This window comes from Leclercia sp. Marseille-Q4284 (assembly GCF_916618945.1).
GTDB lineage: Bacteria > Pseudomonadota > Gammaproteobacteria > Enterobacterales > Enterobacteriaceae > Enterobacter > Enterobacter tamurae.
The window spans coordinates 43,166-68,067 of sequence record NZ_CAKAKG010000003.1 but is presented as its reverse complement, the minus strand read 5'-3'; the positions used below and the strand labels follow the sequence as shown (position 1 = coordinate 68,067).

The 24,902-nt window shown below is 47.8% G+C and carries 24 protein-coding genes; 7 read left to right on the top strand and 17 right to left on the bottom strand.

What is annotated here, in order from left to right; genetic code table 11:
- Nucleotides 1-436 precede the first annotated feature (436 nt).
- Nucleotides 437-682: a hypothetical protein gene (locus LG383_RS22480; protein ID WP_225760210.1), complete on the top strand. Its 246-nt coding sequence runs from the start codon at nucleotides 437-439 to the stop codon at nucleotides 680-682.
- 350 nt (nucleotides 683-1,032) lie between these two features.
- Here the strand turns inward: LG383_RS22480 and LG383_RS22475 are convergent, their stop codons facing one another.
- The 4 genes from LG383_RS22475 to LG383_RS22460 form a co-directional block, all read right to left on the bottom strand.
- Entirely contained in the window at nucleotides 1,033-2,013 is a 981-nt protein-coding gene (locus LG383_RS22475) for a lysozyme inhibitor LprI family protein (protein ID WP_225760209.1), read from the bottom strand.
- 615 nt (nucleotides 2,014-2,628) lie between these two features.
- Nucleotides 2,629-3,612, bottom strand: a complete 984-nt coding sequence (locus LG383_RS22470) for a DUF4928 family protein (protein ID WP_225760208.1) — start codon at nucleotides 3,610-3,612, stop codon at nucleotides 2,629-2,631.
- Nucleotides 3,605-4,744, bottom strand: coding sequence for a DNA cytosine methyltransferase (locus LG383_RS22465; protein ID WP_225760207.1), 1,140 nt, complete (start codon nucleotides 4,742-4,744; stop codon nucleotides 3,605-3,607). Before LG383_RS22465 ends, LG383_RS22470 begins: the two co-directional genes overlap by 8 nt.
- A 405-nt stretch (nucleotides 4,745-5,149) precedes the next feature.
- Nucleotides 5,150-6,139 (bottom strand): tyrosine-type recombinase/integrase, encoded by a 990-nt coding sequence (locus tag LG383_RS22460; protein WP_225760206.1) that lies wholly within the window; start codon nucleotides 6,137-6,139, stop codon nucleotides 5,150-5,152.
- A gap of 228 nt (nucleotides 6,140-6,367) precedes the next feature.
- Between LG383_RS22460 and LG383_RS22455 the strand changes: the two genes are divergently transcribed.
- Nucleotides 6,368-9,076, top strand: coding sequence for an NACHT domain-containing NTPase (locus LG383_RS22455; protein WP_225760205.1), 2,709 nt, complete (start codon nucleotides 6,368-6,370; stop codon nucleotides 9,074-9,076).
- A gap of 282 nt (nucleotides 9,077-9,358) precedes the next feature.
- Here LG383_RS22455 and LG383_RS22450 read toward each other — a convergent pair whose 3' ends face one another.
- Nucleotides 9,359-9,841, bottom strand: coding sequence for a GNAT family N-acetyltransferase (locus LG383_RS22450; protein WP_225760204.1), 483 nt, complete (start codon nucleotides 9,839-9,841; stop codon nucleotides 9,359-9,361).
- Nucleotides 9,829-10,095 (bottom strand): DUF1778 domain-containing protein, encoded by a 267-nt coding sequence (locus LG383_RS22445; RefSeq protein ID WP_225760203.1) that lies wholly within the window; start codon nucleotides 10,093-10,095, stop codon nucleotides 9,829-9,831. The genes LG383_RS22450 and LG383_RS22445 overlap by 13 nt, the downstream gene beginning before the upstream one ends.
- 635 nt (nucleotides 10,096-10,730) lie before the next feature.
- On the opposite strand from LG383_RS22445, the gene repA reads away from it, so the two are divergent.
- Nucleotides 10,731-11,744 carry a plasmid replication initiator RepA gene (gene repA / locus LG383_RS22440; protein ID WP_225760202.1) on the top strand — a complete coding sequence of 338 codons (1,014 nt, stop codon included), beginning with the start codon at nucleotides 10,731-10,733 and terminating at the stop codon, nucleotides 11,742-11,744.
- Nucleotides 11,745-12,634: 890 nt separating this feature from the next.
- The gene (locus LG383_RS22435; protein WP_225760201.1) at nucleotides 12,635-13,438 is read left to right on the top strand and encodes a DUF4225 domain-containing protein; all 804 of its coding nucleotides are present in this window, start codon (nucleotides 12,635-12,637) and stop codon (nucleotides 13,436-13,438) included.
- Here the strand turns inward: LG383_RS22435 and LG383_RS22430 are convergent.
- The 3 genes from LG383_RS22430 to LG383_RS22420 form a co-directional block, all read right to left on the bottom strand.
- A complete protein-coding gene (locus LG383_RS22430) occupies nucleotides 13,416-13,739 on the bottom strand; it encodes a hypothetical protein (protein WP_225760200.1) in 324 nt (107 codons plus the stop codon). The two genes, LG383_RS22435 and LG383_RS22430, sit on opposite strands and share 23 nt — an antisense overlap.
- A 14-nt stretch (nucleotides 13,740-13,753) precedes the next feature.
- A complete protein-coding gene (locus LG383_RS22425; RefSeq protein ID WP_225760199.1) occupies nucleotides 13,754-14,524 on the bottom strand; it encodes a TraX family protein in 771 nt (256 codons plus the stop codon).
- Nucleotides 14,525-14,891: 367 nt separating this feature from the next.
- Complete coding sequence (locus tag LG383_RS22420) at nucleotides 14,892-15,416, bottom strand: hypothetical protein (protein WP_015572036.1); 525 nt, start codon at nucleotides 15,414-15,416, stop codon at nucleotides 14,892-14,894.
- Between the two features lie 141 nt (nucleotides 15,417-15,557).
- Here LG383_RS22420 and LG383_RS22415 point away from each other — a divergent pair, with 141 nt between their 5' ends.
- Together LG383_RS22415 and LG383_RS22410 are read left to right on the top strand one after the other, a co-directional pair.
- The gene (locus LG383_RS22415) at nucleotides 15,558-15,818 is read left to right on the top strand and encodes a type II toxin-antitoxin system ParD family antitoxin (protein ID WP_015572037.1); all 261 of its coding nucleotides are present in this window, start codon (nucleotides 15,558-15,560) and stop codon (nucleotides 15,816-15,818) included.
- Entirely contained in the window at nucleotides 15,805-16,101 is a 297-nt protein-coding gene (locus LG383_RS22410; RefSeq protein WP_015572038.1) for a type II toxin-antitoxin system RelE/ParE family toxin, read from the top strand. Before LG383_RS22415 ends, LG383_RS22410 begins: the two co-directional genes overlap by 14 nt.
- A 222-nt stretch (nucleotides 16,102-16,323) precedes the next feature.
- Here LG383_RS22410 and pcoE read toward each other — a convergent pair whose 3' ends face one another.
- The 7 genes from pcoE to pcoA form a co-directional block, all read right to left on the bottom strand.
- The gene (gene pcoE / locus LG383_RS22405) at nucleotides 16,324-16,758 is read right to left on the bottom strand and encodes a copper resistance system metallochaperone PcoE (RefSeq protein WP_004388336.1); all 435 of its coding nucleotides are present in this window, start codon (nucleotides 16,756-16,758) and stop codon (nucleotides 16,324-16,326) included.
- Between the two features lie 215 nt (nucleotides 16,759-16,973).
- A complete protein-coding gene (gene pcoS, locus LG383_RS22400; RefSeq protein WP_032638101.1) occupies nucleotides 16,974-18,374 on the bottom strand; it encodes a copper resistance membrane spanning protein PcoS in 1,401 nt (466 codons plus the stop codon).
- Nucleotides 18,371-19,051, bottom strand: coding sequence for a copper response regulator transcription factor PcoR (gene pcoR, locus LG383_RS22395; RefSeq protein WP_001188930.1), 681 nt, complete (start codon nucleotides 19,049-19,051; stop codon nucleotides 18,371-18,373). The genes pcoS and pcoR overlap by 4 nt, the downstream gene beginning before the upstream one ends.
- A 54-nt stretch (nucleotides 19,052-19,105) precedes the next feature.
- A complete protein-coding gene (pcoD, locus tag LG383_RS22390) occupies nucleotides 19,106-19,984 on the bottom strand; it encodes a copper resistance inner membrane protein PcoD (protein WP_229692861.1) in 879 nt (292 codons plus the stop codon).
- A 55-nt stretch (nucleotides 19,985-20,039) separates the two neighbouring features.
- Nucleotides 20,040-20,420, bottom strand: a complete 381-nt coding sequence (pcoC, locus tag LG383_RS22385) for a copper resistance system metallochaperone PcoC (protein ID WP_000025662.1) — start codon at nucleotides 20,418-20,420, stop codon at nucleotides 20,040-20,042.
- A 39-nt stretch (nucleotides 20,421-20,459) separates the two neighbouring features.
- Nucleotides 20,460-21,350: a copper resistance outer membrane transporter PcoB gene (pcoB, locus tag LG383_RS22380; protein WP_001378118.1), complete on the bottom strand. Its 891-nt coding sequence runs from the start codon at nucleotides 21,348-21,350 to the stop codon at nucleotides 20,460-20,462.
- A gap of 5 nt (nucleotides 21,351-21,355) precedes the next feature.
- Nucleotides 21,356-23,173 (bottom strand): multicopper oxidase PcoA, encoded by a 1,818-nt coding sequence (pcoA, locus tag LG383_RS22375; protein WP_000925242.1) that lies wholly within the window; start codon nucleotides 23,171-23,173, stop codon nucleotides 21,356-21,358.
- Nucleotides 23,174-23,407: 234 nt separating this feature from the next.
- Between pcoA and LG383_RS22370 the strand changes: the two genes are divergently transcribed.
- The gene (locus LG383_RS22370; protein ID WP_001023257.1) at nucleotides 23,408-23,857 is read left to right on the top strand and encodes a copper resistance protein; all 450 of its coding nucleotides are present in this window, start codon (nucleotides 23,408-23,410) and stop codon (nucleotides 23,855-23,857) included.
- A 324-nt stretch (nucleotides 23,858-24,181) separates the two neighbouring features.
- On the opposite strand, the gene LG383_RS22365 is transcribed toward LG383_RS22370, so the two are convergent.
- Nucleotides 24,182-24,879 (bottom strand): IS1 family transposase gene (locus LG383_RS22365; RefSeq protein ID WP_223289738.1). Its coding sequence is split into 2 segments (ribosomal slippage): nucleotides 24,182-24,630 and nucleotides 24,630-24,879, totalling 699 coding nucleotides; the frame shifts between segments, so codons are not numbered across the junction.
- Nucleotides 24,880-24,902 lie beyond the last annotated feature (23 nt).

Below are 24,902 nucleotides of genomic sequence, written 5' to 3'. Positions count from 1 at the left end.
GTCTGACCGGCACCCCGGGCATCATTATCATGCCAGTAACGGGTGCCACACCGAAAAACATCACGGTAATCCCCGGTGCCGTGTCCGAACAATCGATAACTGCTGCAATTTCAAAAGCACATATGTAAGTTAGCAAAAATTAGAAAATGATTTCTCATATCTGAATCTACTAAAGTTTGAGGATTTTTAGCCGATTTACATAGGGATCTTACACAAATAAGGAATAATAATGTTTGTATGCAAATCGTGTGATGAAAAAGTAAGCAATTCAAAAATGTTTGGCCTGGTAATCGGACAAATTGGACGAGAAAAGTTCGAACAAAGGGGATTTTCGAAAGGTGATGTTCTGGCCGGGGCTTTGAGTGGTTTTAGAATTGCATGCCCAAACTGTTCAAAAACCAACTGGAACTACCAAGCTTAACTCATCGGAGGAAATATGGGATTTTGGGAAAAAGCGGGTAGCTTCGCTAAGGCCGCAGGAAAATATGCGCTTGAGGAAGGAAAGGCTGCTGGTGATCGGATGAACACTTATAAAGAAGAGATGCCTATGAAAAGTGACAGAGAACTCGCTCGGATCGTAATTCATGAACGTAGCAGCTCTCCTCTGAAAGCTGGTGCTGCTGGTCAAGAGCTTAAAAGTAGAGGCTATAGTACCGCGCAAGAAATTAAGGCATTGTTATAATTTTTTAAAAAACATGCACTAATAAACATCGTTTTAATAGGAAATATCTACCGAAGACCGATATTTCCTTTAACTAGGCAGATGGAGATAATTTAAAAATTTTTATAGCCTCCCCCGGGCAGTTAAAAAGTTGGACAATTCTAAATTGAGTTGGTTATGTTGGCGCTGCTACTGGAATAGTATGAGTTGTTCCCAACCGAGCCCTCTCCGTAACCGCTAACATAATAATTTAGAATTATTATTCAAAAAGGAGAAGGCTGAGAATATCGTAATAGCGCATCCGGCTGAAATTATCCCGTATTAGCTTGGTGCCAACTAAACACTGGCCACAAGCTTGGTGAGGTTGTAACTTATTGATTTATAAGGAAGCTAGTCCTTGAAATGGTCATTTGAGTCTGGCAGTCGACCATTTTCTCGACTTGAGCATCTGTTCCCTGCATTGAAACTTTGCCGCACATGGCATCCTTAGTTTTAATCCACTGGCGCTGTGAAGGCAGTAACTCTTTTTTCTTCGCCGACGTTAACGTGCTCCAGGCGGTATTTAAATCAGAGTCGGCATTCGCATACGCCATTCGGGACTGATCAAGGTTGCCAGTTTTTTGCTCCTGGTAGGATTGTTGTGGATTGGTTTGCTGAAATTGCTGCGCTGCCTTTTCATGCATCTGAAGCTGTTTCTGCCTCTCAATTTGCTGATCCTCCTCATACTTAGCCTGTTGCTGCGCCCTGAGTTGTGCCTGTTGTTCCGCTTGAATTTGACGCTGTTGGGCATCCTTAGCCTGCTGAATTTTCTGCTGCTCAACGATCGGATTGATGATCGAAAGCGATGTCAGTGCAGCGGCACCCACTGAAATCGGATTATCAGTTGAGGCTTTTACAAAAACGTTTTTCTGATCGTCGGTCGCCTGCGCGGTGTAGGAAATGCGTTTTGAAAAGACGTTTGCGTTGTTATCCAGAGACAGGCTTTCCATCTGCTTGTCGAGATTACGGTTAAAGTTCTTTCTGTAAGCATCAGAAAGCTGGGCGTATTCGTTCGCAGGTAGGGTCATCGTCACAGTCCCTTCGCAGGTTTTCATTGTGCTGCCCGTGTCACTTGAGGTTGTGGAGATTTCAGAGATGGCCAGTTTGATCTTGTCCAAAGCGCTTCGTTTGGTCTGGTTAGTGACGTCAGGGTATTTGTCGACCTGTTCAGAGAGTCCTTCATAAGCAGATTTTTTTAGTAAATCCATAAGAGCTGACTGGGTCATATCAGAGGAACAACCGATCACGTCTTTTTTGTTATCACAGCCTGTAATGACAACGATGAGTAAGAGTGCTGAGTATTTTAATCTCATGAGGTCCCTTTAGAGTAAGAATGGGCTTTTAAGAGGCGGTCTGTAATCAGGCCGGAGGGCTACAGCAAACAGCGCTGAACACTGAACGCATCACAAGCAAGACCAAGGTGATATCGGCAAAGACTGAGTAATCTTTAACGCGGCTGTTGAGAATTTATATGCAGAACACTGTAACGATGTTCCCAAAGCCGGAAACCTGCAAGGCAGGTTCTCGCTGCTGAAATTAATGAAGGATAAGAAAAAGCCGGTGCTAGCGCATCGTATATGAGCTTTCTCCTGCATAGACGTTCAAATCAATCGTTTCATCGCTGGTATGTTTGTTATAGCGAGTTTAATTTATCTGATTCTTCTTATCACCAATGCTCAAAAAGGGGGATTACCTCACCACCGCGATACAGGATAAGAACTTTATCGAAAATCGTTCTTGGCTCATTTGGCCTGCTCTCTTCAAATTAATGTAGACCGAACTTAGAAATTTCCGCTTTTGGCACGAAGCCTGGTATCGGACTTAACTGACATCGTGGCATTAATGTACGGGGAGGTCAGTTATTTTAGCGCGGGTGGCAAACAAAGCAGCTCGTTGAGCTTGTTTCGCTTTTTTCTCTCGTAAACAGGTCAGAGTATGTTAAGGATCCAACGAGGTTCATCGATCATAAGAGATTTATCTATTTCTATGGCATTAATGCGGGCATTGTACGTCCGGATAAGCCTTGCGAGACCTTCTCGGATCTTATCGCCGTCATAAATAGCAATCTCTTCAATGTTGTTACCTATAAAAGTTTCGGCAGCCTGGACGGAAATCTGCTCAGACATTCCGACGTTATCAGCCATCTGACGGGCAGCAATGATCTTGCTTTCAAGGGTCAGGATGACCGGCCTGTAACCTGCACGCTTGTTTTCAACGCAACGTGATATCAACTTTTCCATAGGCGCTGTGGTTACGTGGAATGCAGTTGTGCCCACCTGAAAATCACCCTCACGATCCGTGTGCAGATCAGCCGCATTGGCCCTGTCACTGCCAATTTTAACATCAGGAAAACGTAACTGAAGTTTGGCACCAATAAGATGCTGGAGGACCACACCGGTGGGTTTGTCAGAACGTTCAGCCGCAGCTTTAAGAATATCGCTTACCACCGAGGAGACAGGCTTGTTGTAATCCAGGTCGACGGTTATTCTCTGTTTGTCAAAATAGTCCACGCGAACACATTGTGTGAAGAACGCTTCAAGCTGGTTTGCAACCAGTGCTGTATCGACAGGCTCATTTTCATTAACCTGAGTACTGTTCAGCACATCCCGAAACGCTGCAGCAAGGAAGATGGTTCCCCTGGATGTGCGTCCCCCTTCACGAGTAAAAATGCGGGTTTCGCCATGTTGTTCCAGAATTTTCGATATGGTGGAGCCGCTGAGCCCCCGCACCTGGCTTTTCCCCTCACTATACAGTCGTTCGTCAGTAATGGGCATACCATCAGCCATCATACGTGAAACAATCAACCCTGCATTCATGACGTTGGTATTTATCGAACCGTTCCTGGCTCGCTCACCTTCGTACCAGGATTTTGCCGCTGCAAGGTATGCTTCGCTGTAACTAAACTTATTCATTCACTTTTTTTCCCTGTGATTTTTTTGCGGCCTCCAGATGTGGAAGGATCATATGCCGGGCCACCCAGCCAACAACAGGAACCGCAACGGCATCCCCGAAACCATATTGGATCTGGGAGTCACGCAAGTTTTCCAGCGTGTACCAGCCAGCTCCCATCAGTCGTGCATACTCAAGCCCTGTCATCCACCGGATTTTTAGCGCACCCTGACCCATGATCACCACAGCCTGTTTGGAGGAGCCGCCTCGCGCTGTACGCAAACATCCTGAAATATCTTCTGCCCTCATTTCCCATACGGGAATGCCATTGCGCGTCCGGCGATAGGCTGTACGCGCAGTTGTACTGTCCAGTGCAACAAAGTGGTCTAATCTTTCACGCTGAACCGCTGTCATCGATTCTTTAAAAAGGGCGATTTTGTCAGCATTCCACCACCGAGGATCGCTGTCGGGTATAGTCTCAATTTCCAGTGTAAAGCCCTGACTGAGCAAATCGGGTGCTTTAGGTAAAGGCATCATAAAGGTGCGTACTTCAGGGTCTTTATGCAACCAGGAGAGCCAGTCCGGCCTCAGGCACGTATCTTGTTCGCCGCCATCAATCGGATTCTTTGCTCCTATAAGGAATAGCCGGGGCCGGGACTGTGGCACAAAACGTCGGGCGTCCAGGGTGATTGCATCGACTGCATAACCTAGCGTGTTAAACTCTTTAACCGCAGCTCGCAAATCTTCTCGGTTATGAGAGGAGGCAAGACCCGTGACATTTTCCAGAACAATCACTTCAGGTCTGCGTTCATTCATCCCAGCAAGCAGATCAGTAAAACCAAAGAAAGCGGATGATTCCCGGCCGCCCCGAAGGCCTACACGTTTACCTGCCAGGCTGAGGTCTGTGCAGGGCGAGGAGGCCCAGGCTACATCTGCGGCTGGCAGATTGTCACTTTTCAGAGTATGAATGTCAGCCAACAAAAGCTCGTGAGATTTCCAGTGGCCTTCATACATCGATTTTTTGTTCAGGTCATAGTCGTTAGACCAGACTGTCTGAATACCTGCCTGTTCCATTCCAGCTCGCGCCAGGCCGATACCCGCAAAGAATTCCAGCGCGGTCCATCCGGAATCGCCCTTAATCGGTATTACGTTCACTCAATATCTCCCGTTTTCATGTGTGTATCATCCCACAAAGTGATCAGTCAGGCACTTACTCTTGATAGATCGTCACTTTAAAATTGCTCATCGTCTGTAGAGTAGCCATCTACCCTCATAATATGTCCAGGCTGATTCAGAGTTCGCCAAGCCGTATACCAACGCACGAGCCAACAGCCTCACTCCGTCAACCGGCGATATCCGGTTAACTCAACCAAAACGCCATCTGGGGGCAGGTGGCAAACAGCCTGATGTTTTCCAGTAACTGGCCCGGGTGCCACTTCGACCTCCCGGCAGACGGTTGCGGATAACATGCAGGCAACGGCGATCCTGAGCCACCGGGAAGAACGAGTTCTGGCGGAATACTGTCCTGTTAACTTAACAAGATAACAGGATGTTAAGTTATCAGGGTACAAGCAGCCTGTCCCGCGCCGCACGCAGGCGCTGCTCACCGCGGCGATCGTACTGCTGGGTCGTGGTGACGCTGGCGTGGCCCATCGCGTCCCGGATGGTGATCAGATCCTCCCCGTTATCAAGCATCGCGGTGGCAAAGGTTCGCCGCAGATCGTGGGGGGCGCATTTTTCAATCCCGGCCTGGCGCTGGCGTACCTGCAGGATATGGTACACGGCCTGGTCAGTGAGACGGTCATCCGTCAGGGTGTCGAAGCGGCGGATGCGGGTGAACAGCGGTCCTGGAGCCTCACTCCGGACCTGCTCTAGCCAGAACTGCAGCCGCTGCCATGTTCCGTGCGGCATATAGGCCAGCCGCTCTTTGTTTCCCTTGCCCAGCACCCGCAGGGCCTGCTCCTGCGTGACAACGTCACGGACATCCAGACCCACAGCTTCTGACCGGCGCAGACCGCAGCCGAGGATGACCGCCAGCATGGCCGCGTCCCGCGGCCCAAGACTGCTCCGATCCGCCTCACATACCGCAAACAGAGCCCGGATCTCTTCCGGCAGCAGGGCACGGCCGGCCGGGAGACTGCTGCCGCGCAGGTTGCGCACCGCCCGGATGTGCTGGAAGCTCTCCACGTCCATCAGCCGGAGCATCCAGGCTTCCTTCGCCACGCCCTTGAGAGCCGACAGGTAGGTGTTGACGGTGGCCGTGGCCCGGCCGGTGTCGCGCAGCAGCTCGGTAATGGCCATGACGTGATGCCGGCGCAGGCTGCCCCAGCTGCAGGCGTCCGCGCTTACGGCCCCGAGCATCCCGGCGACGATCCCGAGGAACGAGGCCATGGTCTGCCGGCTGCGGGGTGAATTCAGGGACAGGAGATAGGCCCGGGCCGGATTAACCGGGGCGTCACGACCGGACAGGGCCGGAAGAAATTCTTCATCCAGCGGGAACGCTCCTGCCAGAAGATTACGCTCCGGTTCGTCATCAGATAGAAGGCTCATGTCAGGCTCCGGTCCGGCCGGAAAACGTCCGGCGCGCTGCGTGAAAAATCGGGGGAAATGGCCCCGCAAAGCGTACCGCAGAAATTCTACTTTTTCAAAGGTACATTTTAATAAGTAGAACTTTACAGAAATTGTTAATACATCTCACACAAAGAGATAGACCATTCGCTTACTATATGATTAGTATTAATAATATTTAACACATCATAAACTACTGAGTAAATAAATATGGAAGATACCAGTCAGCAGGTTTACTTAAAAGCCATGCAAAAAATGAAGGAAGACGATTTCACAAAATACCTTATAAAACCACTATTTGAATCTATGGGTTTTTATCGTGTTGACTTCTACGGAGGGCCTTACGAATCAGGAAAAGACTTGATAGCCTTTGTTGAAGTGCCGGTTAATAAAACTATGAGTTACGCCATCCAATCAAAAAAAATTGGTGAAGAAGCTAACACATCGGAAAAAGCAATTCTCGGAGAGCTTGTATTTCAACTTAGACAATGTTTCACAAATCCTATTAAATTACATAATGGAGATGAGGTAATTCCTGATCAAGTGTATTTAGCAAGTCCATATCAAATAAGCCTTCGTTTGATTAATGAAATACATGGGATGCTCAAAATAGATGGAAAAAAAGTTGAAATATTGGATGGGCCGTTAGTAATTAAATTGTTAAAAACTCATAGACCAACGTTGTTAGAGAAATTGCTTTCCGTAGATGATATATTCAGTACACAAGATACTAGTCAGCTCTGCAACGTAGAACTGATGTCTGCTTTAAATCAACAAAATTCAATACACGAACTTGATTGTTATAGCGATCTAGCTTTTTTCATGGGCACAATTGATAGCAACGTACTGCTAAATAGTAGATTTTCTATTAAGCCAGATAAATTTCAGGTTACTCAAGGGAAATGGGAATGGTTTGAGAGGACAGTATACAACCCATTAAAATCTTTGACTGCTATCGAACCTCTAATTCAAGATGCAAATTCGGTCCTAAGAAAATACAACAATGAGTTAAATGTTTATACATCAAAAGAAAACAGAAAAATTAAAAATGGTATAGATCAAGCCAATCAATTGCTGGCTGGAAACATTTCATTTGTTAGGGAAGTGATTTCAGAATTAGAAGCGAGCATCAATAATATAACTACGTATAAATTGGAAAACGCAAATCTTGGCATCATGATTAATAGCGTCACCATCTTGAAAAAATGCTTAGAAACAAGTTTTCATAAAGATTCTATCGATATTTTTGATAGTTTTATAAATACAACTAAACTACAGAGTCTTGCAAAAGAGAATGCGAAAAGTTTATTGCCGAAAATAGTCGAATGTTATAAAAAAGCTAAAGCCTCAAACTTACAAAGTATTGAACTACGTAAGTTGAAAGGTGAGTATAAAGAAGAACCTAAGATAGAGTACGCATTCAATAGTGAGCTAATAAACTCATGGTTAAGTGAGAGATGCAAAAAATATAAACTTGACATACAAGCAATAAATTCTGGAGATAACAGTATAGATATATTTAGGTTTCTTAATGATACGCAGACCACACTAAATGCTCTAGATATACTAATAAACAAGCTTGAGGAAAGTGAAAAGGTTTTTTCTAAAGAAGTTCTTATGGATAGCATGGGTGTGATAGACGGCCTATCGACATCACCCTTCAGACTTTTTGATTGTCAGCATGATATAGCAGTGTATGGTAGCGCGGGAGCTGGAAAAACAACAACGCTTCAAATGTATGCAAGAAAACTAGAACAGGAAGGAAATAGAGGTGTTATATACTTACCTTTAAACCGTTTCTTAAATAAAGTTGATATGAATATTGAATCAAAATCAAAAAACTATGACATTTTAATGAGCATGATTTTGATCTCTAAATCACTTGAGCCTATTCGGGAGAACATTGAAAAACTTGAGCTTCACTTACAAAGCAAAAAAAGAAACAAAGTTATTTTTGATGGTTTGGATGAGGCTTATGTAAAATTCCCTGGAATAATAGAGGCAATAAATTCTTTCAAAAATAAGTTTAATAATATTCAGTTGCTAATTTCAAGCAGGGATTGTGTTAGTTATCTATCTGAAATTAATTTTTTAGGGATCACACTCATGCCTTTCAGTGAAACTCAGCTGTACTGTTTCATTCAAGCATGGTTTAAAGATAAAAATCCAGTTTTAAGTGACGTTATAATTAAAAATATAAAGGCAAAAAAAATATCTGACATAGTGAGAACTCCATTACTAGCAACTCTATTGTGTGATTTAGCTGAAAAAGGAATAGATATCCCATCTAGTGAAAGTGAAATTTTCACTAAAAGATTAGAGTTGTTATGTGGTTCTTATGATACCTACAAAGATATTAAACGAACAAAGCTATCACAAAGTATTTTAATAAAAGCATCACATAAAATTGCTTTCGCTATGCATTCAAAAACTTTAAGAGCAGCAACTAAGCAAGAGCTTGCTTCATTTTTAGTTAATGACTCTAGTTTTAATTATGAGGAATCAACGTGTTTATTAGCAGTTAATGAGCTAATAGATCCATGCAACATACTCTTTTTCGACCCAATATCTGAAACATTTTCTTTTGGTCATCTAAGGTACCAAGAACACTTAGCGTCATTAGAACTAATGCAGAATAGGTCAATAGAAATTATTCATTACTTAAAAAATGATTGGTGGCGAGGTGCCCTGTGTCTTTATGCTCAATGCTGTGAATTCTCTATTTTGTTGGAAGAGTTTACATTGAAATACACTAATATAAAGCCAGCCTTGATTACATTACGTGAAATGGTAAAATTCAGACCTGAGAAAGAGCGTCGCCATTTGAATGAGCTTATAAATAATTATGAACGTTCAGATGATGATTACTTCATCGCATCTTCTGAGTGGGATGATAGCTGGAGAGCCGATAGCTACTAATTTCGCTATTTTTATTCCAGTTAATCATGGTACGACAGAACTAAGACCAGCCATCTCGACACTGGCCTGCGTATTATTTTTCCTGAGCGAGTTTCATCACTTTGAATGTAGTGATCATTGTGATGAGACTGTAGCGCGGAAAGGTGTGTCGGTCAGATGGACATCTCAATTTAGCTACTACAACATAACTTCGCATAACAAAGATTATGTTAAATTCATGAAATAAACTATTTAAAATCAATTGCTTATGAATGAATTGAGCCCCATTTTCTTTATCAACGATTATGGAAGTTTGAGGAACAAAGTCCGTTCTTGGGTTTGCGATGACTTAAAACCATGATGAAGATAAAAACCTTTGGCTTCTTCTGTCAGAGCATGAACCATGATTGCGCGCACACCTATATTTTCAGCCACCCGATAACAGCGCAATACTGCATCGTGCAGTAAATCAGCACCCAGCCCTTGCCTGCGGAACGAGACATCGACAGCCAGGCGAGCAAGAATAATTACGGGGATTGGATCTGGCATATTGCGCCTGAGACTTCCCGTAGCTTCAACATGGTTAACGCTGCCGGTGGCCAGAGAGTAAAAACCGGCAACCTCTCTGGTGCCTGTTTTACAGACAACGAATGTTCGTGCGGCCCCGAGAGCCTGATTTTTTAATCCTCTCTGTTTAAGCCAGTCATCAAGTACAGTCTCACCACTGACGAATTCAGCAAGTTGATGGGAGCTGGATAACGGCTCCGGTGCGGTTACACGTCCCACTGAGGTTTCCTTGCCAGGAGTTTATCAATGGCTGCGTCGTTCGAAACTGGTGCATCGAGTATCTCGATAAACTCAGCATACTGCTCATCGTTAAAATTGAATACGCGTCGATCGAGGATCACATTCTCCGCAGCCTGGCATGCCGTTTCCAGAATGAAGTCTGTGCGTGATTTATGAAGGATCTCTGCAGCAGCATCGATGAGTGCTCTTTGAGATTCTTTGGCTCTGAGATTGAGCTGAACATCTGATTTCATGAGTGCGTTCCTTGTATAGCAATTGCTTTACAAGCATATCACAAGGATAGTGGATAGCAAATGCTATACAACCCCGCCAAGAGATACCTGTAATCCTCAGGCCCCCACTAAAAACGCTCTTTCTCTTCCCTATCCAAGCTTACCTAATCAAACCCAATCAACTGACTAATTCGGTGAGAGCTGCCGATCAAAAGTCCCTTACGGATAACTATCATGCTAACTACAGGTGGTTATCTGGTCTAACATCTGGAAAAATTACTGACGAGAAGGTAGTATTCGGATCGTCAGCGATCGTCTTGTGGTGGGACAGATTGTTGATTCAGATTACTTTTGTGACCTAGCTCAAACTGACGGTTTGACTGCTTTGTGGTGAGGCAGACGGGTGGCAGAAGATGGTTTTACGGAAGAAATGCGGACTTCCGGAAACAAACAGGGACAGGACGTGTCCAGTAAAACGTTCAGGAACAGGTAACGGGATTTCCCGGAGTCTGAATGCACAAACCCCCCGAAATCTGTCATCAACTTGGCGGAAGAGTCAGATATCAGGGGGTCCAAAAGCAGGCGCGTTGCCTGTGAAGGATTATAACGCATGCACCATAGAAAACAACACCCGGCCGCCATAAGAACAGGCCGCCGTGAATGACAATCAGATTTCTGTTCACTGGTCAGATCTACCGAAAGATGAGCTAACCCGTTTCTGGCAGGATATCGATGCCGGCACTCAGGGTAATTTCCTCATTGCACCGGTTAAAAAACTGACCCGCCGCAAACGCGGTGAGCATTCCACAAAAGCCAAATGTGAGAACCCGGCCTGGTATCGCCCGGAGCATTATAAAAAGCTCTCCGGACAGCTCGGTCATGCCTACAATCGCCTGGTGAAAAAAGACAAAGAAACCGGGCAGGTCAGCCTGCGCATGCATGTTTCTCGTCACCCTCTCTATGTCGCTGGCCGCCGTAAGGCGGGACGTAAATATGGCTTCCGTCCGGAACGTCAGCGCCTGCTCGATGCGCTCTGGCCAGTGCTCATCAGCTTCTGTGATGCCGGCAAGCATACCGTTGGCATGTGTATCACCCGTCTGGCAAAAGAGCTCAGTGCAAAGGACGCAAAAGGCAATGTCATTCCAGAAACGGAGGTGACGGTGTCACGCCTTTCACGGCTTATTGAGGAACAGGTACGGTTTGGCGTTCTGGGCCTTGCGGAAGAACGCACCTGGGATCGTGAATCCCGCTCCTGGCTGCCAACGTATGTTTATATCACCCCCGTTGGATTCCAGATGCTGGGCGTCGATATGGACAAGCTGTTTAAAGAGCAGGAGAAGAAGCTCCGCCAGAGCGCCGAGCGTGAGCAGCTGATCCGGGAAGGGGTGATGAGCGAACATGATGATGTTCAGCCCCACTCTGCGCGGAAATGCTGGTCTGGCCGTAAGCGTCAGGAGGCACTCGTCTACCGCCGCAAAAAAGGCGCGGAGCGTAAACGTGCCAACAACCTGATTAAGCTGCCGGCAGATGAACGACTCCATGCAATGTCTGAATGGATTTATCGCACCCTGCCGCCTGACGAAGCGTACTGGTGCACATCCGAGCGCCTGAAGGCTCTGGCCATCCAGCATCTTTACCAGCTGGATCTGGCGCTTTCTCCACCGGACTAGTCACAGACGACACAACAGTCTTCCTGTTTACAGGCCCCTCACCGGGGCTTTTCGTGCTGGTTTTTTTCGGCCGTTCTGCTCATTTTTCATCCTTCACTCCTTTCTTCTTCCGGTCACCATGACGTTCTGCCGGTCGTTATGGCCCGCAGTGGCCACTGTCTCTTTTTTTTTACACAGAAATCCGCAAACGAATAAGTGAAGTTACCCGGAAATGAATAAAAGACATTCCGCAAAACAGTCTTACTTCACCTTTTTTATCTCTCTGTTCATTACATTCCAGAGTAGATCTTTGTCTTCGGCCACTCTGTGGATAACGTAAAATGCCTTCGCATGCAGCGGCCTCACGGCCGCGCGCTCAGAAGGAAATTAAAAGTACCTCCCGTCGCAGGCACCGGGCCCCTTTCTGGCCAGAACCCGGCACCGCATACATACCTGACCCCTGCTAAACCGACGCCGCCCCGGCCCGAAGGGCCGGAACACCCTCGCTTTAAGAGGGATGTTGTAACTAGAAATCAGAGCCGCTGCAGTTTGAGTCGCGGTAAGTTCACTGTACACGCTCGTAAGCGCCTCACGGCGCTAACGCGGAGATACAGCCCGTCAGCGGCCTCTGGCCTCGACGTGCTCACTCCGACCGCGCACATCACAATCAGGCGTGGCGGTTAACGGATATGGCTTTGCAGGGTAAGGGATGGGACAGGCAGAACCTTTCAAACCGCAGCGGCTTACGCCGGTCACGGCGCCCATCAACATTCTCGCCCTGTCTGGCCTCAGCTGGCGCCTCCATGCCGCGATGCGGCATCGGTGAGTTCTGCAGGACTGCATGCCCATTTTTTGTTGTCAAAAATCGTTTCGGGAATATGCTTTCAGAAACAGATAAGCGAGGCGATAAAATGGACACGTTGCTTTTACCCGGCCAGAATCCCCGTGCCTGGGCGGAAACCATGATCAACCTGGAGGCCCGGAAGCTGGTGAATACGGCCAACACGGTGGCGGCCATGCACCTTCAGGATGGTTTTATCCGGATTCAATTTGTGGATGAGATCAGAGCATTCATCATGACCCAGTTTAAAGCCGCGCGCCGGGCAAAAACGGATGATGACTGTATGGCCTGTCTGCGGGCCTTACGGGCTGAAAATGCCAGCCTGCTGGAGCAGTCCCGATCGCTCAAAACCGGCTATGCAAAACTCTATGCCGAGGTGAAGGTTGTCCGGGACGAGAACAAAATTGTGGGCTACATCATTTCTGCGGTCGACGTCGTGGTGGCCGGTACGGCCATTTTTGGTGGGATCGTCATGATGTCTTCGATGACGCCGGTGGGCGTGGTGGCCGGCGCGGTGATTGTCGTAAATGGATTCAATACGATTTCACGGGAAGCCGCGCACAACTTCCTCGGAGATAAGCAGACGGAAGGTATTTTCGCTGACGGCTCGATGGAGATCGCTGAATTTCTGGGATTCAGCCGGCAGCAGGGTCTGGGAACCTATAAGACGGTCACACTTTTCAGTGAAGCCTACGGTGCGTATGGCCTGAGGCTGAAACCCGAAGCACAACGGCTGTGGTACTGGACCAGGCCCGATTTTTTCAGGAAAGTATCCAGCACGCCACGTCCCGCGATGGCGCTTAAAATTGCGGGATGGGGGGTTAAAGCCAAAGTGGCGCTTGATTTGCTGACTATTGAGCCTTCCGGGAAATAGTTTTCTGCAGGCGGAAAGCTTTCCAGCCCAGCGCAGGTGGAAAGGTCACCCAGGCAATGATAAGGACGACAAGGGAACTCATGCCCCCGGAAAGAATGTGTGTCCGGCTGCCGGCGATGAGGGTGACCAGCATAACCAGAACCAGCGCGACCGTGATCCATGCCGACACCCGGAAGCGCCGTGAGAGCGCTTCAATGAGATGCTGCATGGTGCCTCCGCCTGCTGCAAGTCGGCCCTGTAAGTTATCCACTTCGCTCTTGCTGAAACCTGCGTCAAGCAGGTCTTTCTCACTGATAGCCATTACGTCCTCCCTAATCAGGCGAAAGTATACTGTATCAGAACAATAATCCCCAGGTGACCAGCGTAAGCATAGTAAAAGAAATTACGCGGCATGAAACGCTGGCGGCCTTCCGGACAGATTTCCCTGCAGAAAGAAACCACCACCAGGGGGAATACCAGAGTAGGCAGCGTGGCCAGTAATAATGTTTCTGCGGGCAGGTTCAGGATATGCGACAACCCGTTTAAACAAATCAGTGACAGCACGACGCCAGCGACCGCCATTCGCTTCCCTCCGGGCATGCCACTGCCTGATAAGGTTGCCATACTGATGGCCAGCGTAATTCCTGCCAGCCCGTAGCTTTCCGGCTCCAGTGGCCAAATCATTAGGGCCAGGATCAGATATCCCGCAAGCATTCCTTTCCGGCCGTGCCGGTACTGCAGGGCAAGCAGCTGCGTGACGCCGGCAAATACGAACAGAATGTTCAGGGCCCACCAGGGCTGGTGATGCAGGAAGGCCAGGCTGAACACCGGCTGCGTAATGATTGCCCAGATCCACAACCGATTGGCTCTCTTCTGAAGTCGTTCCGGGGTGCGCTGTACGTTCATCGCCCATATAAGCGTGAACAGGGGGAAGGCCATCCGGCCAAGCGCATACATCATCGGCCAGGCTGGCGACAGAAACACCGTATTGGTGTGGTCGATAATCATGGCCAGAAGTGCGAGGAGCTTGACCATATCGAGAGCAGCGGGACTGAGCTGGCACGCGTTCCGGATACTGGGAAGAACGTTGGATACTGAATGATTCATGCTGTATATTCCCCTGGCGACACGCGGTTAACAGCCAGCCCTGAACATAATGCCAGAATGCCCTGCCAGTTTGCGATGTGACCCTGACCTTTAGTTTCTCCAGAATCTTGCGCACCGCAAATTCTGATTTATCACGCAGCACGCGCATTGCACCTGCCACATCCTTATTCTGAATACAGATATTTAAAATATGAAAATCGTTCATAACACTCCCTTCCTTACTACATATATCGGCAAATATATTGATATATTTAGATTAAGGAGTGCAATTGCTTATTATTTTACCATATTTTGCATGGAAAGATTTTTATAATTATAAAACATGCTGCTGCAAAATAACTTAATATACATCTCAACCTAAAACCGATTATTCCTGGCTGATATCCGAAGATTGAGCAGGATGAAGCTTTGCATAATCTTCTCGAAGCGATTTTGCCGCGGGTTTCCAGGCTTTCGCCCACTCATCATCCATTCTTCCTACACCAACAATCTTCAGTGCGACAGCATAGGGGGTGCGCCCTTGCTGTTTTGAAAGCCACAGGATGTGATCATCAATTCTGTCATCAGGTATATCGTCGATAATGGAATGGATAACATCGAGATCTTCTGGCAGCCACGGCTTTCCAGTACGGGGAAACACCAGGTCCGGTTCGCGCGGTTTCTTTACCTTCTCGTTTTTAGCGATCTGTCTGGCTTCTTTCTCCGCAGAAATGAGCCGTAGTCGCTCCTTAAGCCCACCCAGTGTGGCAACCGTTTTAATTAAATTTTCTCGCTGTTCGCGAGTAATGCTTTGCTCATCGCAGATCAGGTCGTTCAGGGTATCGATGAGTGTATCTACCCGATTTTCTGTTAATTTCATTTCCAGTTCTCGCTTAAGGCTACAACTCAGCATTCTATTAGATATCTATTTGATTTCGCATCCCTGTTGATCTCATAAATGCAGTCCATAGTCTCGATCACTGAGCATGGAAGCCTGATGCTAAAATGATATACTGATGTAAGAACAAATCTTACATAATGAAACGGAGGGGTTATGGCCCGTACGATGACGGTGGACGTGGGTGATGAGCTGCGCGAATTTATCGATTCCCTGGTTAAGGCTGGTGATTACCGTACCCAGAGCGAGGTCATGCGAGATGCGCTGCGTCTTCTGCGAGAGAAGCAGGCTGAATCCCGCCTTCAGGAACTGCGCGATCTGCTGGCCGAAGGCATCAGCAGCGGCGAGGCGAAACCATGGAACAAGGATGCATTCCTGAATAATGTCAGGGCCAGGGTGGCAAATGAAAGAGATTGAGCTGACACCCAAAGCAGAAGAAGATCTGGAAGCAATCTGGGGCTACAGCTTCCGACAGTTCGGGATTGTTCAGGCGGATGCGTATATCAGCCGTATAGCAGCGGTTTTTAACGTGCTGGCCATGCATGACATCGGCACGCATCGCGCTGAGCTGGGAGACAATATCTGCTCGTTGCCGGTGGAACAGCACATGATCTATTTTGTGCCATCGCATTCGGTGGTTACGGTCATACGTATTCTCAGCCAGTCTCAGGATACGGCACGGCATGAACCCTGGATATAATCGGGCAAGAAACTTTAAATACATAAAAATCAATTACTTAGTTCGTGTAATCCATCTTATGTTAAATTTAGTCCGTCGTTCATTTAGTTCATAACAGGCCGCAGACTACGATTAATCATACACAGACATAATCTTTCATTTGGTTTAAAAAAACGCTCCCGGACGGGAGCGTAAGCCAGTGACTTCGGCGTCAAATGAGGGTCTAACAAGTGGAGCTGCGGGTTAATTCTGGGTGATCTGGCTGCGATGCTTTTCAGCCTGCTGCTGATGAATAACGGAAGATTGACCATTATTCGCCTTCTCATGCACAACAGCGGCTTTCTCATGCTCGTTCATTTCGGAAAATGATTTTGCTGTTTCGTTAGAAGCTGCTGGCTTGGATTTCATCATTTTTTTATGCATTTCAGCCATGTCCTGATGGGCAGCAGAATTGCCGTTTTGCATCATTTCATGGGACATTGCGGCCTGATCGTGACCGCTCATATCCATCATTTTCATGCTCTCCCCCTGAACTGCACTTTTTTCAGCGGATGATTGCATCTGATGGGCAGGCGCCTGGGCATTATTTACCTGGTCATGCATGTTCATTGTCTCTGCAGCCCAGGCAGATGAAGCGACAGCCATCATGGCAATAAAGGATACAAGGATCTTTTTCATGGTTGGGTCTCCGGTGTTTTCATACCCGAACAATCAATGCTTATAACAGAGAAAGCATTTGATCTCAGGGCTGGTTGATCATCACGCCAGGAACCGGGCGATTGAATTATCACGCTGTCCTGATTTATGGCTGATTATAAAAAACCGCCTCTGTTTATCGCGTGACTGAACGATGACATTTTTGTCACCTTCCGGGTTTCTCCTGAATAACGGTATTAATCCATTAACAGACGCACACTGAACACAATTTCCCGCCCCTGCTGTTCTGCTGACAGCTCGCCGCCGTGAGCATGAATGATCGACCTTGTAATTGATAATCCCAGCCCCGCGCCTTCCGTGTTGTAGAACCTTGATGAGTCTGCGCGATAGAACCGGTCAAACAAACGTTCCAGATTAGCGGGAACCTGGCCGGACATCGTATTCGTAATCATCACGTTCACACAGTCACTGTCACGCTCAAGGTGTATCGCTGTACAGGTGTTATCGGGAGAATACTTGATTGCATTGGAAAGCAGGTTACTGAAAGCACGTCGGAGCATATCGCTGTCTCCGGCAACAACGCCCTCTCCTTCAACCGTGATTGTCTTTCCTGTTTCGTCTGCCAGGGGCTCGAACAACTCACGTAATTCATTCAGTTCGGCTGCCAGATCCACATCATGTTTATCCAGCCGCAGCAGACCATGCTCTGAACGTGCCAGAAAAAGCATGTCACTGGTCATTCGTGACAACCTTTTCAGTTCTTCCAGGTTAGCGAATAAAATTTCGCGGTAATGCGAAACATCCCTTTCCTTAGCCAGTGCAAACTGCGTCTGCATCATCAGATTACTGACTGGTGTGCGCAGCTCATGCGCGATGTCAGACGAGAAATCTGACAGTTTCCGGAATGCCCCCTCCAGGCGATCAAACATATTATTGAACTCCTGCATGGTCTCAGAGATTTCCGGCGGAGCCAGATCGGGATTTAGACGCTGATCCAGGCTGTGTACAGTCATGGAGGAAGCCAGACTGGTCATTTCCCGTAACGGTTTCAGACCAATACGTGTGGTCAGCCAGCCCAGAAAAACAGAAATAAAGACCAGACCGATATTGAACCAGAACAGCCAGGTACTGAGTTTGTCCATAAACAGGGTGTGATACCCAGTATCCGTGGCAACCGTAATGATGACATGTTTGCTTTTACCCTGTTCCGGCGTCATGGCAACCCGCCGCGAGATACTGCGGTACACGGTGTTATTTTCTTCCGTCTGGATCATATAGTCGAGAATATCACCCGACTTATTAAGCAGGACCGCTGGAACAACAGAATTTTTGGCATAGAGTTCAACAATTTTTTCATTTTCCATGTTTTTTATAGAAATGAATAAACCATTGTGCCCTACCATCGCATCGTTTATTTTTTCTGATAATGACTTAATATCCGTTTTGTTCCGGAACGTCTCTGTTTTAAGAAACTCTTCGGTGAGCTGAAGTTTACCTGTCAGAAAATCGCGGTCCTGATTATCGAAATAGCCATTAAGGGTGCTAATCAGGATAAAACTTGATAACCACCATACCGTAAGCATCACCGCAGAAAAAATCAGGCTCAGGCGTGTGGTCAGGGAAATTTTGAACCTCACTCTTCTCTGATCTCCAGGACATATCCGGCACCGCGAACGGTATGGATCAGTTTTGGCTCAAAGTCATCATCAATTTTACTTCTCAGACGTCTCACGGCGACATCAATCACATTCGTATCACTGTCAAAATTCATGTTCCAGACCAGGGACGAGATAAGACTCCTGGGTAACACTTCTCCGGTGCGTTGCAGCAGCAACTCAAGCAGAACGTATTCTTTACCGGTGAGATGGATCTTCTTCCCCGAACGGATCACGGTCCGGCGCACCATATCAACGGTCATATCGGCGATGGTGCAGACTGTTGCGGCCTGCGAGCGTGCCCGGCGCAGCAGGGTTCTTACACGTGCAACCAGCTCCGTAAAATCAAAGGGCTTAATCAGGTAGTCATCTGCGCCAAGCTCCAGTCCTTTCACTTTGTCCCGCACGTTGTCCTTTGCGGTTAAAAACAGGACCGGTTCTTCGTGCCCGGACTCCCTCAGTGCGCTGATGATTTGCCACCCGTCGAGGAAAGGCAGCATCACGTCCAGTATTATCAAATCATACTGTCCCTTCGACGCGGCCCCGAGACCATCGCGGCCATTATTAAAGAGATCGGCCTGATAGCCTTCCTCAACCAGTCCCTGCTGCAGGTAACGACCTGTTTTTTGTTCGTCTTCAACGATTAAAATACGCTGCATGGTCAACTCGCTGATATGAAAGTAAAAATCTCACGCATGAGCTTTGGCTGTCCCCTAGCTGACCTGAGACGGAGCAAGCATTCCGAGCCACGCTACGGCGCCCAGAATGATAATCGCAACAACGAATTCTGTCAGGATGCTGTTTCGCATCAGGGCAACGCTGCGATCATAATTCCCTTCCCTGACCATAACTTCAAGCCGGGGACCCAGGTGAAACCGGTTTGCTGCAGCCAGAAGAAGCATCAGAACAAACAGAGCCGTCTTGGCAAGCAATATCCTCCCCCAGGAACTGTTGAATAAGGGAGTTAAGTTACCCTCAGCAATATACAGATAGTTGACCAGCGCACTCAGGATCAGGGCTACAACAATCACCGTTCCTGCCGTGGCAAATTTTGCCAGGGAGTCAGATATCACAATGACGCTCTGTGCATTATGCTCGTTTCTGCGCATCAGCAGGATAGCAAATGCAACCAGAGCACCTGTCCAGGCACCTGCAGCGCCGAGATGGGTCAGATCGCTCAGTAAATGGAGATAGTAATGCAGACCGTCATGCATAACGGCGTGTCCTCCCCAGGCAAGTGTAGCCAGCGCCACGCCCCCACTCATCGTCATCAGCAGGCAGGACAATACTCTCTTATTAGTGTAAAGGAACAAAGCACCGAGTGTGGTAAACAGGGCACAGAGCCTGACAATCCAGCTAATACCCACATCAGTTTCTTCTATCACCATCTCGATAACATGGATGGATAATTCTCTGAGGTCAGTTACTCCACTCATGGCATTAGATACCAGGAGCATATTAATGCCAGTAAGAATGATGCCTGTAACAACAGCAAAGGTTATAAACGACCTGAAATTAGTCAGGTTATAGGTTTCATGTCTGACACCGCTTATTCCATATATCTGAAAAAATGGCAATCCAAATATTACCATCAAATCCAGATAAAGAAGAAAACGAATAACAATCATAATCAGGTCGTTCATAATATTACTTCACTGTAAAGGTGTAATTACCGGTAATAGGGTGCGTATCTGAAGAAACCGCGCGCCAGTCAACACGATAAGTGCCAGCGGGTAAAGGCTCTCGCGGAATAATGACCATCGATTTAGGGTCAGCGCCTGGCGCCACTTTTGCCGCGACCGGCATCGGAGAATGTGATGACATGCCTTTCATACCCGTCATCGTTAATTTTGCACCTGAGAATTTCACGGTCAGATTTTCCGAGAAATTAAGCTGAATCTTTTCCGGGGCCGCTACGGCTGAATCAGCCTGTGGCACAGAGCTTTTTAATTCCGGATGGGCCATAGCAGAGAAAGCAACGCCCATAACGAGGCCACCTGTAAGAATGGCTTTATTTAAAATCGACATTTTATTTACCTGTTTAGTTGAGTGTTTTATATCAGTGCGTTAAAACCAGATTCTGGCTCCCGCCAGGAATACTACCTGATGGTCTTTCTCACCTTCTCTTTTCGCCATATCGGATGTTTTCCCGTAAAGTTGATTCCAGGAAACGCCTATATAGGGTGCAAACTCACGGCGTATTTCATAGCGCAGCCGGAGCCCCAGCTCTGTGTCAGTCAGTCCCCTGCCGCGACCCCGCGATTCATCATCCTGACTGTAGAAATTCACCTCATAGGATGGCTGGAGTATGAGCCGGTTAGTCAGTAAAACGTCGTATTCTCCTCCCAGACGAAGGGCTGCTTTTCCGCCATTACTGACAAAACCCGTAATTTCAGACTCAAAATTATAGAGTGCCAGCCCCTGAAAACCGACAGCAGCCCAGGTCCGGGCAGAAGCAGGTCTGAAATCCTGCCTGACACCCGCAACCAAATCCCACCATGGGCCAACCGCATGTCCCCAGAGTAACTGCGCTTCAGCCGCCTCCGTTTCCCCATTGCTTCGTTCACCTTCACTCTTTAGCCAAATCCGATCTGTGTCGCCTCCAATCCAGCTGTTAACACTCCAGCTGAAATTGTTGGTGTTATCCGACCGTTGCCATTCCAGTTGATCCAGCAGAACCAGATAATTAATCGCACTGTCGTGAATCGCATGCCCCTGTAAATTGCCGAATGCAGCCTTCCGGTCGGCATCGGTAACAGGCGGAATTGGCGTTCTGCTCTCAGTTACAATGGGCTCCATTGACGTCATCTCAGTGAAATTCTCATCTGCTGGCATCTGCATGGCAGACATGTCGTGCCCGGCGTGGGGATCTGCAGAGACGGAGCCCGCCGCAATAGAAAGCTGTGAGGTAAACAAACCGGCGACCAGAACAGGTATGGCCTTCAAATTTCTCTTCATTCGCATCATTCCTCCACCCGGACTTCACGAAACATTCCCATTTCCATGTGATAGAGCAAATGGCAGTGATACGCCCAGCGGCCAAGCGCATCTGCTGTCACTCTGTAACTGCGTTTTGTACCAGGGGGAACATCTATTGTGTGTTTACGAACCATGAAATTACCGTTTTCATCTTCCAGATCGCTCCACATACCATGCAGGTGAATGGGGTGAGTCATCATGGTATCGTTGATCAGCGTGATCCTGAGCCGCTCACCGTATTTCAGCAGCACCGGTGCGGCATCTGAAAACTTGATTCCGTTAAATGACCAGGCAAACTTTTCCATGTGGCCGGTTAAATGCAGTTCTATGGTACGGCCAGGTTCACGTCCGTCAGGATCCTCAAAGCGGCTTTTCAAATCCGCGTACGTGAGAACCTTTCTTCCGTTATTTCGAAGACCAATACCCGGATCATTTAATTTCGGAGAGACGCTCATCGCCTGCATATCAACCAGTGGGTTATCCGTTTCTGACGCAGGATGACTTTGCATACCCGGCATTCCGGCCATCCGGGAATGATCCATACCGGCCATGCTGCTGTGATCCATGGGCGCGGAGGATGTCCCGCTATCCGGAAGGTCAGCACCGTCCATAGACATCATCTCTCCGCTGTTATCCATGCCTCCCATCTGGCTGTGGTCCATTCCTGCCATATCATGTCCCATTCCCCCCATACCCATATCTTCCATGGTCAACAGAGGACGGGGATCGAGGGGGGGAACGGCAGCACTTAACCCCTCTCTCGTGGCCAGTGTCCCTCGAGCGTAACCGGTCCTGTCCATGGATTGTGCGAAGATGGTATAGGCCTCACCCTGAGGCTCCACAATGACATCATAGGTTTCGGCAACGGCAATCCTGAATTCGTCAACGGTAACCGGGTTTACATACTGGCCATCTGCAGCCACGACCGTCATTTTCAGCCCGGGGATACGGATATCGAAATAGGTCATTGCCGAGCCGTTGATAAACCGTAAGCGTATCTTTTCACCGGGACGGAACAGTCCGGTCCAGTTTTTCAGCGGGGCCTGCCCGTTCATGAGATAGGTGTAGGTGTAGCCACTGACATCCGCGAGGTCAGTCGGATTCATTTTCATTTCAGCCCACATTTTCCGATCGGCAATGGTGGCTGACAGCCCCCTGGTATTCACGTCGCGGAAAAAAGAGCCAACGGTTGGTTTATTGAAATTGTAGTAATCCGACTGTTTTTTTAATTTTTTCAGCAGGCTGTGAGGATTTTCATCGGTCCAGTCAGACAACATGACCACATGCTCACGATCGTAAGCAAACGGTTCTGGCTCCCTGGCATCGATGATAATGGCACCGTATACCCCCTCCTGTTCCTGCAGACCGGAATGGCTGTGGTACCAGTAAGTCCCGTTCTGCTTAACCTTAAAGGTGTAAACGTAGGTATCATCAGGCTCTATGCCCATAAAACTCAGCCCCGGAACACCATCCATATTGGCCGGAAGAATAATGCCGTGCCAGTGAATGGACGTCTGTTCATTAAGACGGTTTTTGACCTTCAGGGTAATGGTGTCACCTTCTTTCCAGCGAAGAACGGGCCCCGGCAGGCCTCCATTGATTGTTTTGGCCTGACGCTCACTGCCCGTGATATTGACGGCCGTTTCACCAATGGTCAGGTCAAACTGAGTACCCTGCAGGGATGCGGCAACTGGCAGGCTCAGACTGGAACGCGCATTGAAACTCCATACGCCAAGACTTCCGGCTACGCCAGAGAGGGTTAACCCCTTCAGGAAAGTTCGTCGAGACGTTTTCAACAGCATGCGCATTCCCTTATTTAAAGTATGGTTACTGACAGAATTCGAGAACCGATTTAAATTAAATTACTGGTTCATCCACTTACAATGAAATGAATCTAGCACACCTTAAGAAACAAATTCATTACAATCGTGTAATGTACATAGCTGTATTACATTTACGTCATCTTCCCCACAGGTTGATTATTTTTATATATGATCATAAGGACATCTTTTATGTACCTCAGAAGGTAATTACACATGAATATATTAATCACGACCACTGCGTTTACAGCTTTATTTTGTGGGGCAGCTTTTGCTCAGTCCAGTGATATTGCCCATGAAGCACATCGATTTGTTAATAATGCCTCAGCCGTCAGTCATGTGAATTCCTCGACGCATGAAAACTTACCGGACAGGGTTAATAAAAACAACACGCCCTCATTCTCTGAAATGAATGAACATGAAAGGGCCATTGTTGCTCATTCATTTATGAACAACAGCGCGTCCTATGCGCATCAGAAAATGATTGAGGAACATAAAAAAATGCTGTCCGGCAGTGATGCAAATTCAAAGACCTCGTCTTCTTCTTTTAACGAACTGAATGCCGGAGAAAAAGCCGCTCTCGTGCATGAGCAGGTCAATAATGCCGGTGCGGAAGCACATCAGACGCAGGCAAGAAAGCTTCGCGGGCTGTATTCGACCAGGTAACTGCAGGCGGGTTAGTGCTTAGCGTCAGGTGCGCAGCAGGGCTTTACTGACGGGTTACGTAGCAGGACATGAGCCCCATATTGCTCTGCCGTAACCTGTTTCAGTCCCGTTAATCATCACCGTCGGGCTGGTCATACAGTTCCCAGAGCTTCAGGAGCAAACGGGAAACAAGATATGTTACAAAAATGACGACCATCAACGGTGCTCCCGATTAACTGACAGATGACACGCCTCCTGAAAACCCCTAGCATACGCCGCAGTGTTCATGCTAACGGCGAATTCCAGTAAATGTATTCTACCGATGTCGTAGGTAATGACTCCAACTTACTGATAGTGTTTTATGTTCAGATAATGCCCGATGACCTTGTCATGCAGCTCCACCGATTTTGAGAACGACAGTGACTTCCGTCCAAGCCTTGCCAGATGTTGTCTCAGATTCAGGTTATGTCGCTCAATGCGCTGAGTGTAACGCTTGCTGATAACGTGCAGCTTTCCCTTCAGGCGTGATTCATACAGCGGCCAGCCATCCGTCATCCATACCACGACCTCAAAGGCCGACAGCAGGCTCAGAAGACGCTCCAGTGTGGCCAGAGTGCGTTCACCGAAGACGTGCGCCACAACCGTCCTCCGTATCCTGTCATACGCGTAAAACAGCCAGCGCTGACGTGATTTAGCACCGACGTAGCCCCACTGTTCGTCCATTTCAGCGCAGACAATCACATCACTGCCCGGTTGTATGCGCCAGGTTACCGACTGCGGCCTGAGTTTTTTAAGTGACGTAAAACCGTGTTGAGGCCAACGCCCATAATGCGTGCACTGGCGCGACATCCGACGCCATTCATGGCCATATCAATGATTTTCTGGTGCGTACCGGGCTGAGAGGCGGTGTAAGTGAACTGTAGTTGCCATGTTTTACGGCAATGAGAGCAGAGATAGCGCTGATGTCCGGCAGTGCTTTTGCCGTTACGCACCACGCCTTCAGTAGCGGAGCAGGAAGGACATCTGATGGAAATGGAAGCCACGCAAGCACCTTAAAATCACCATC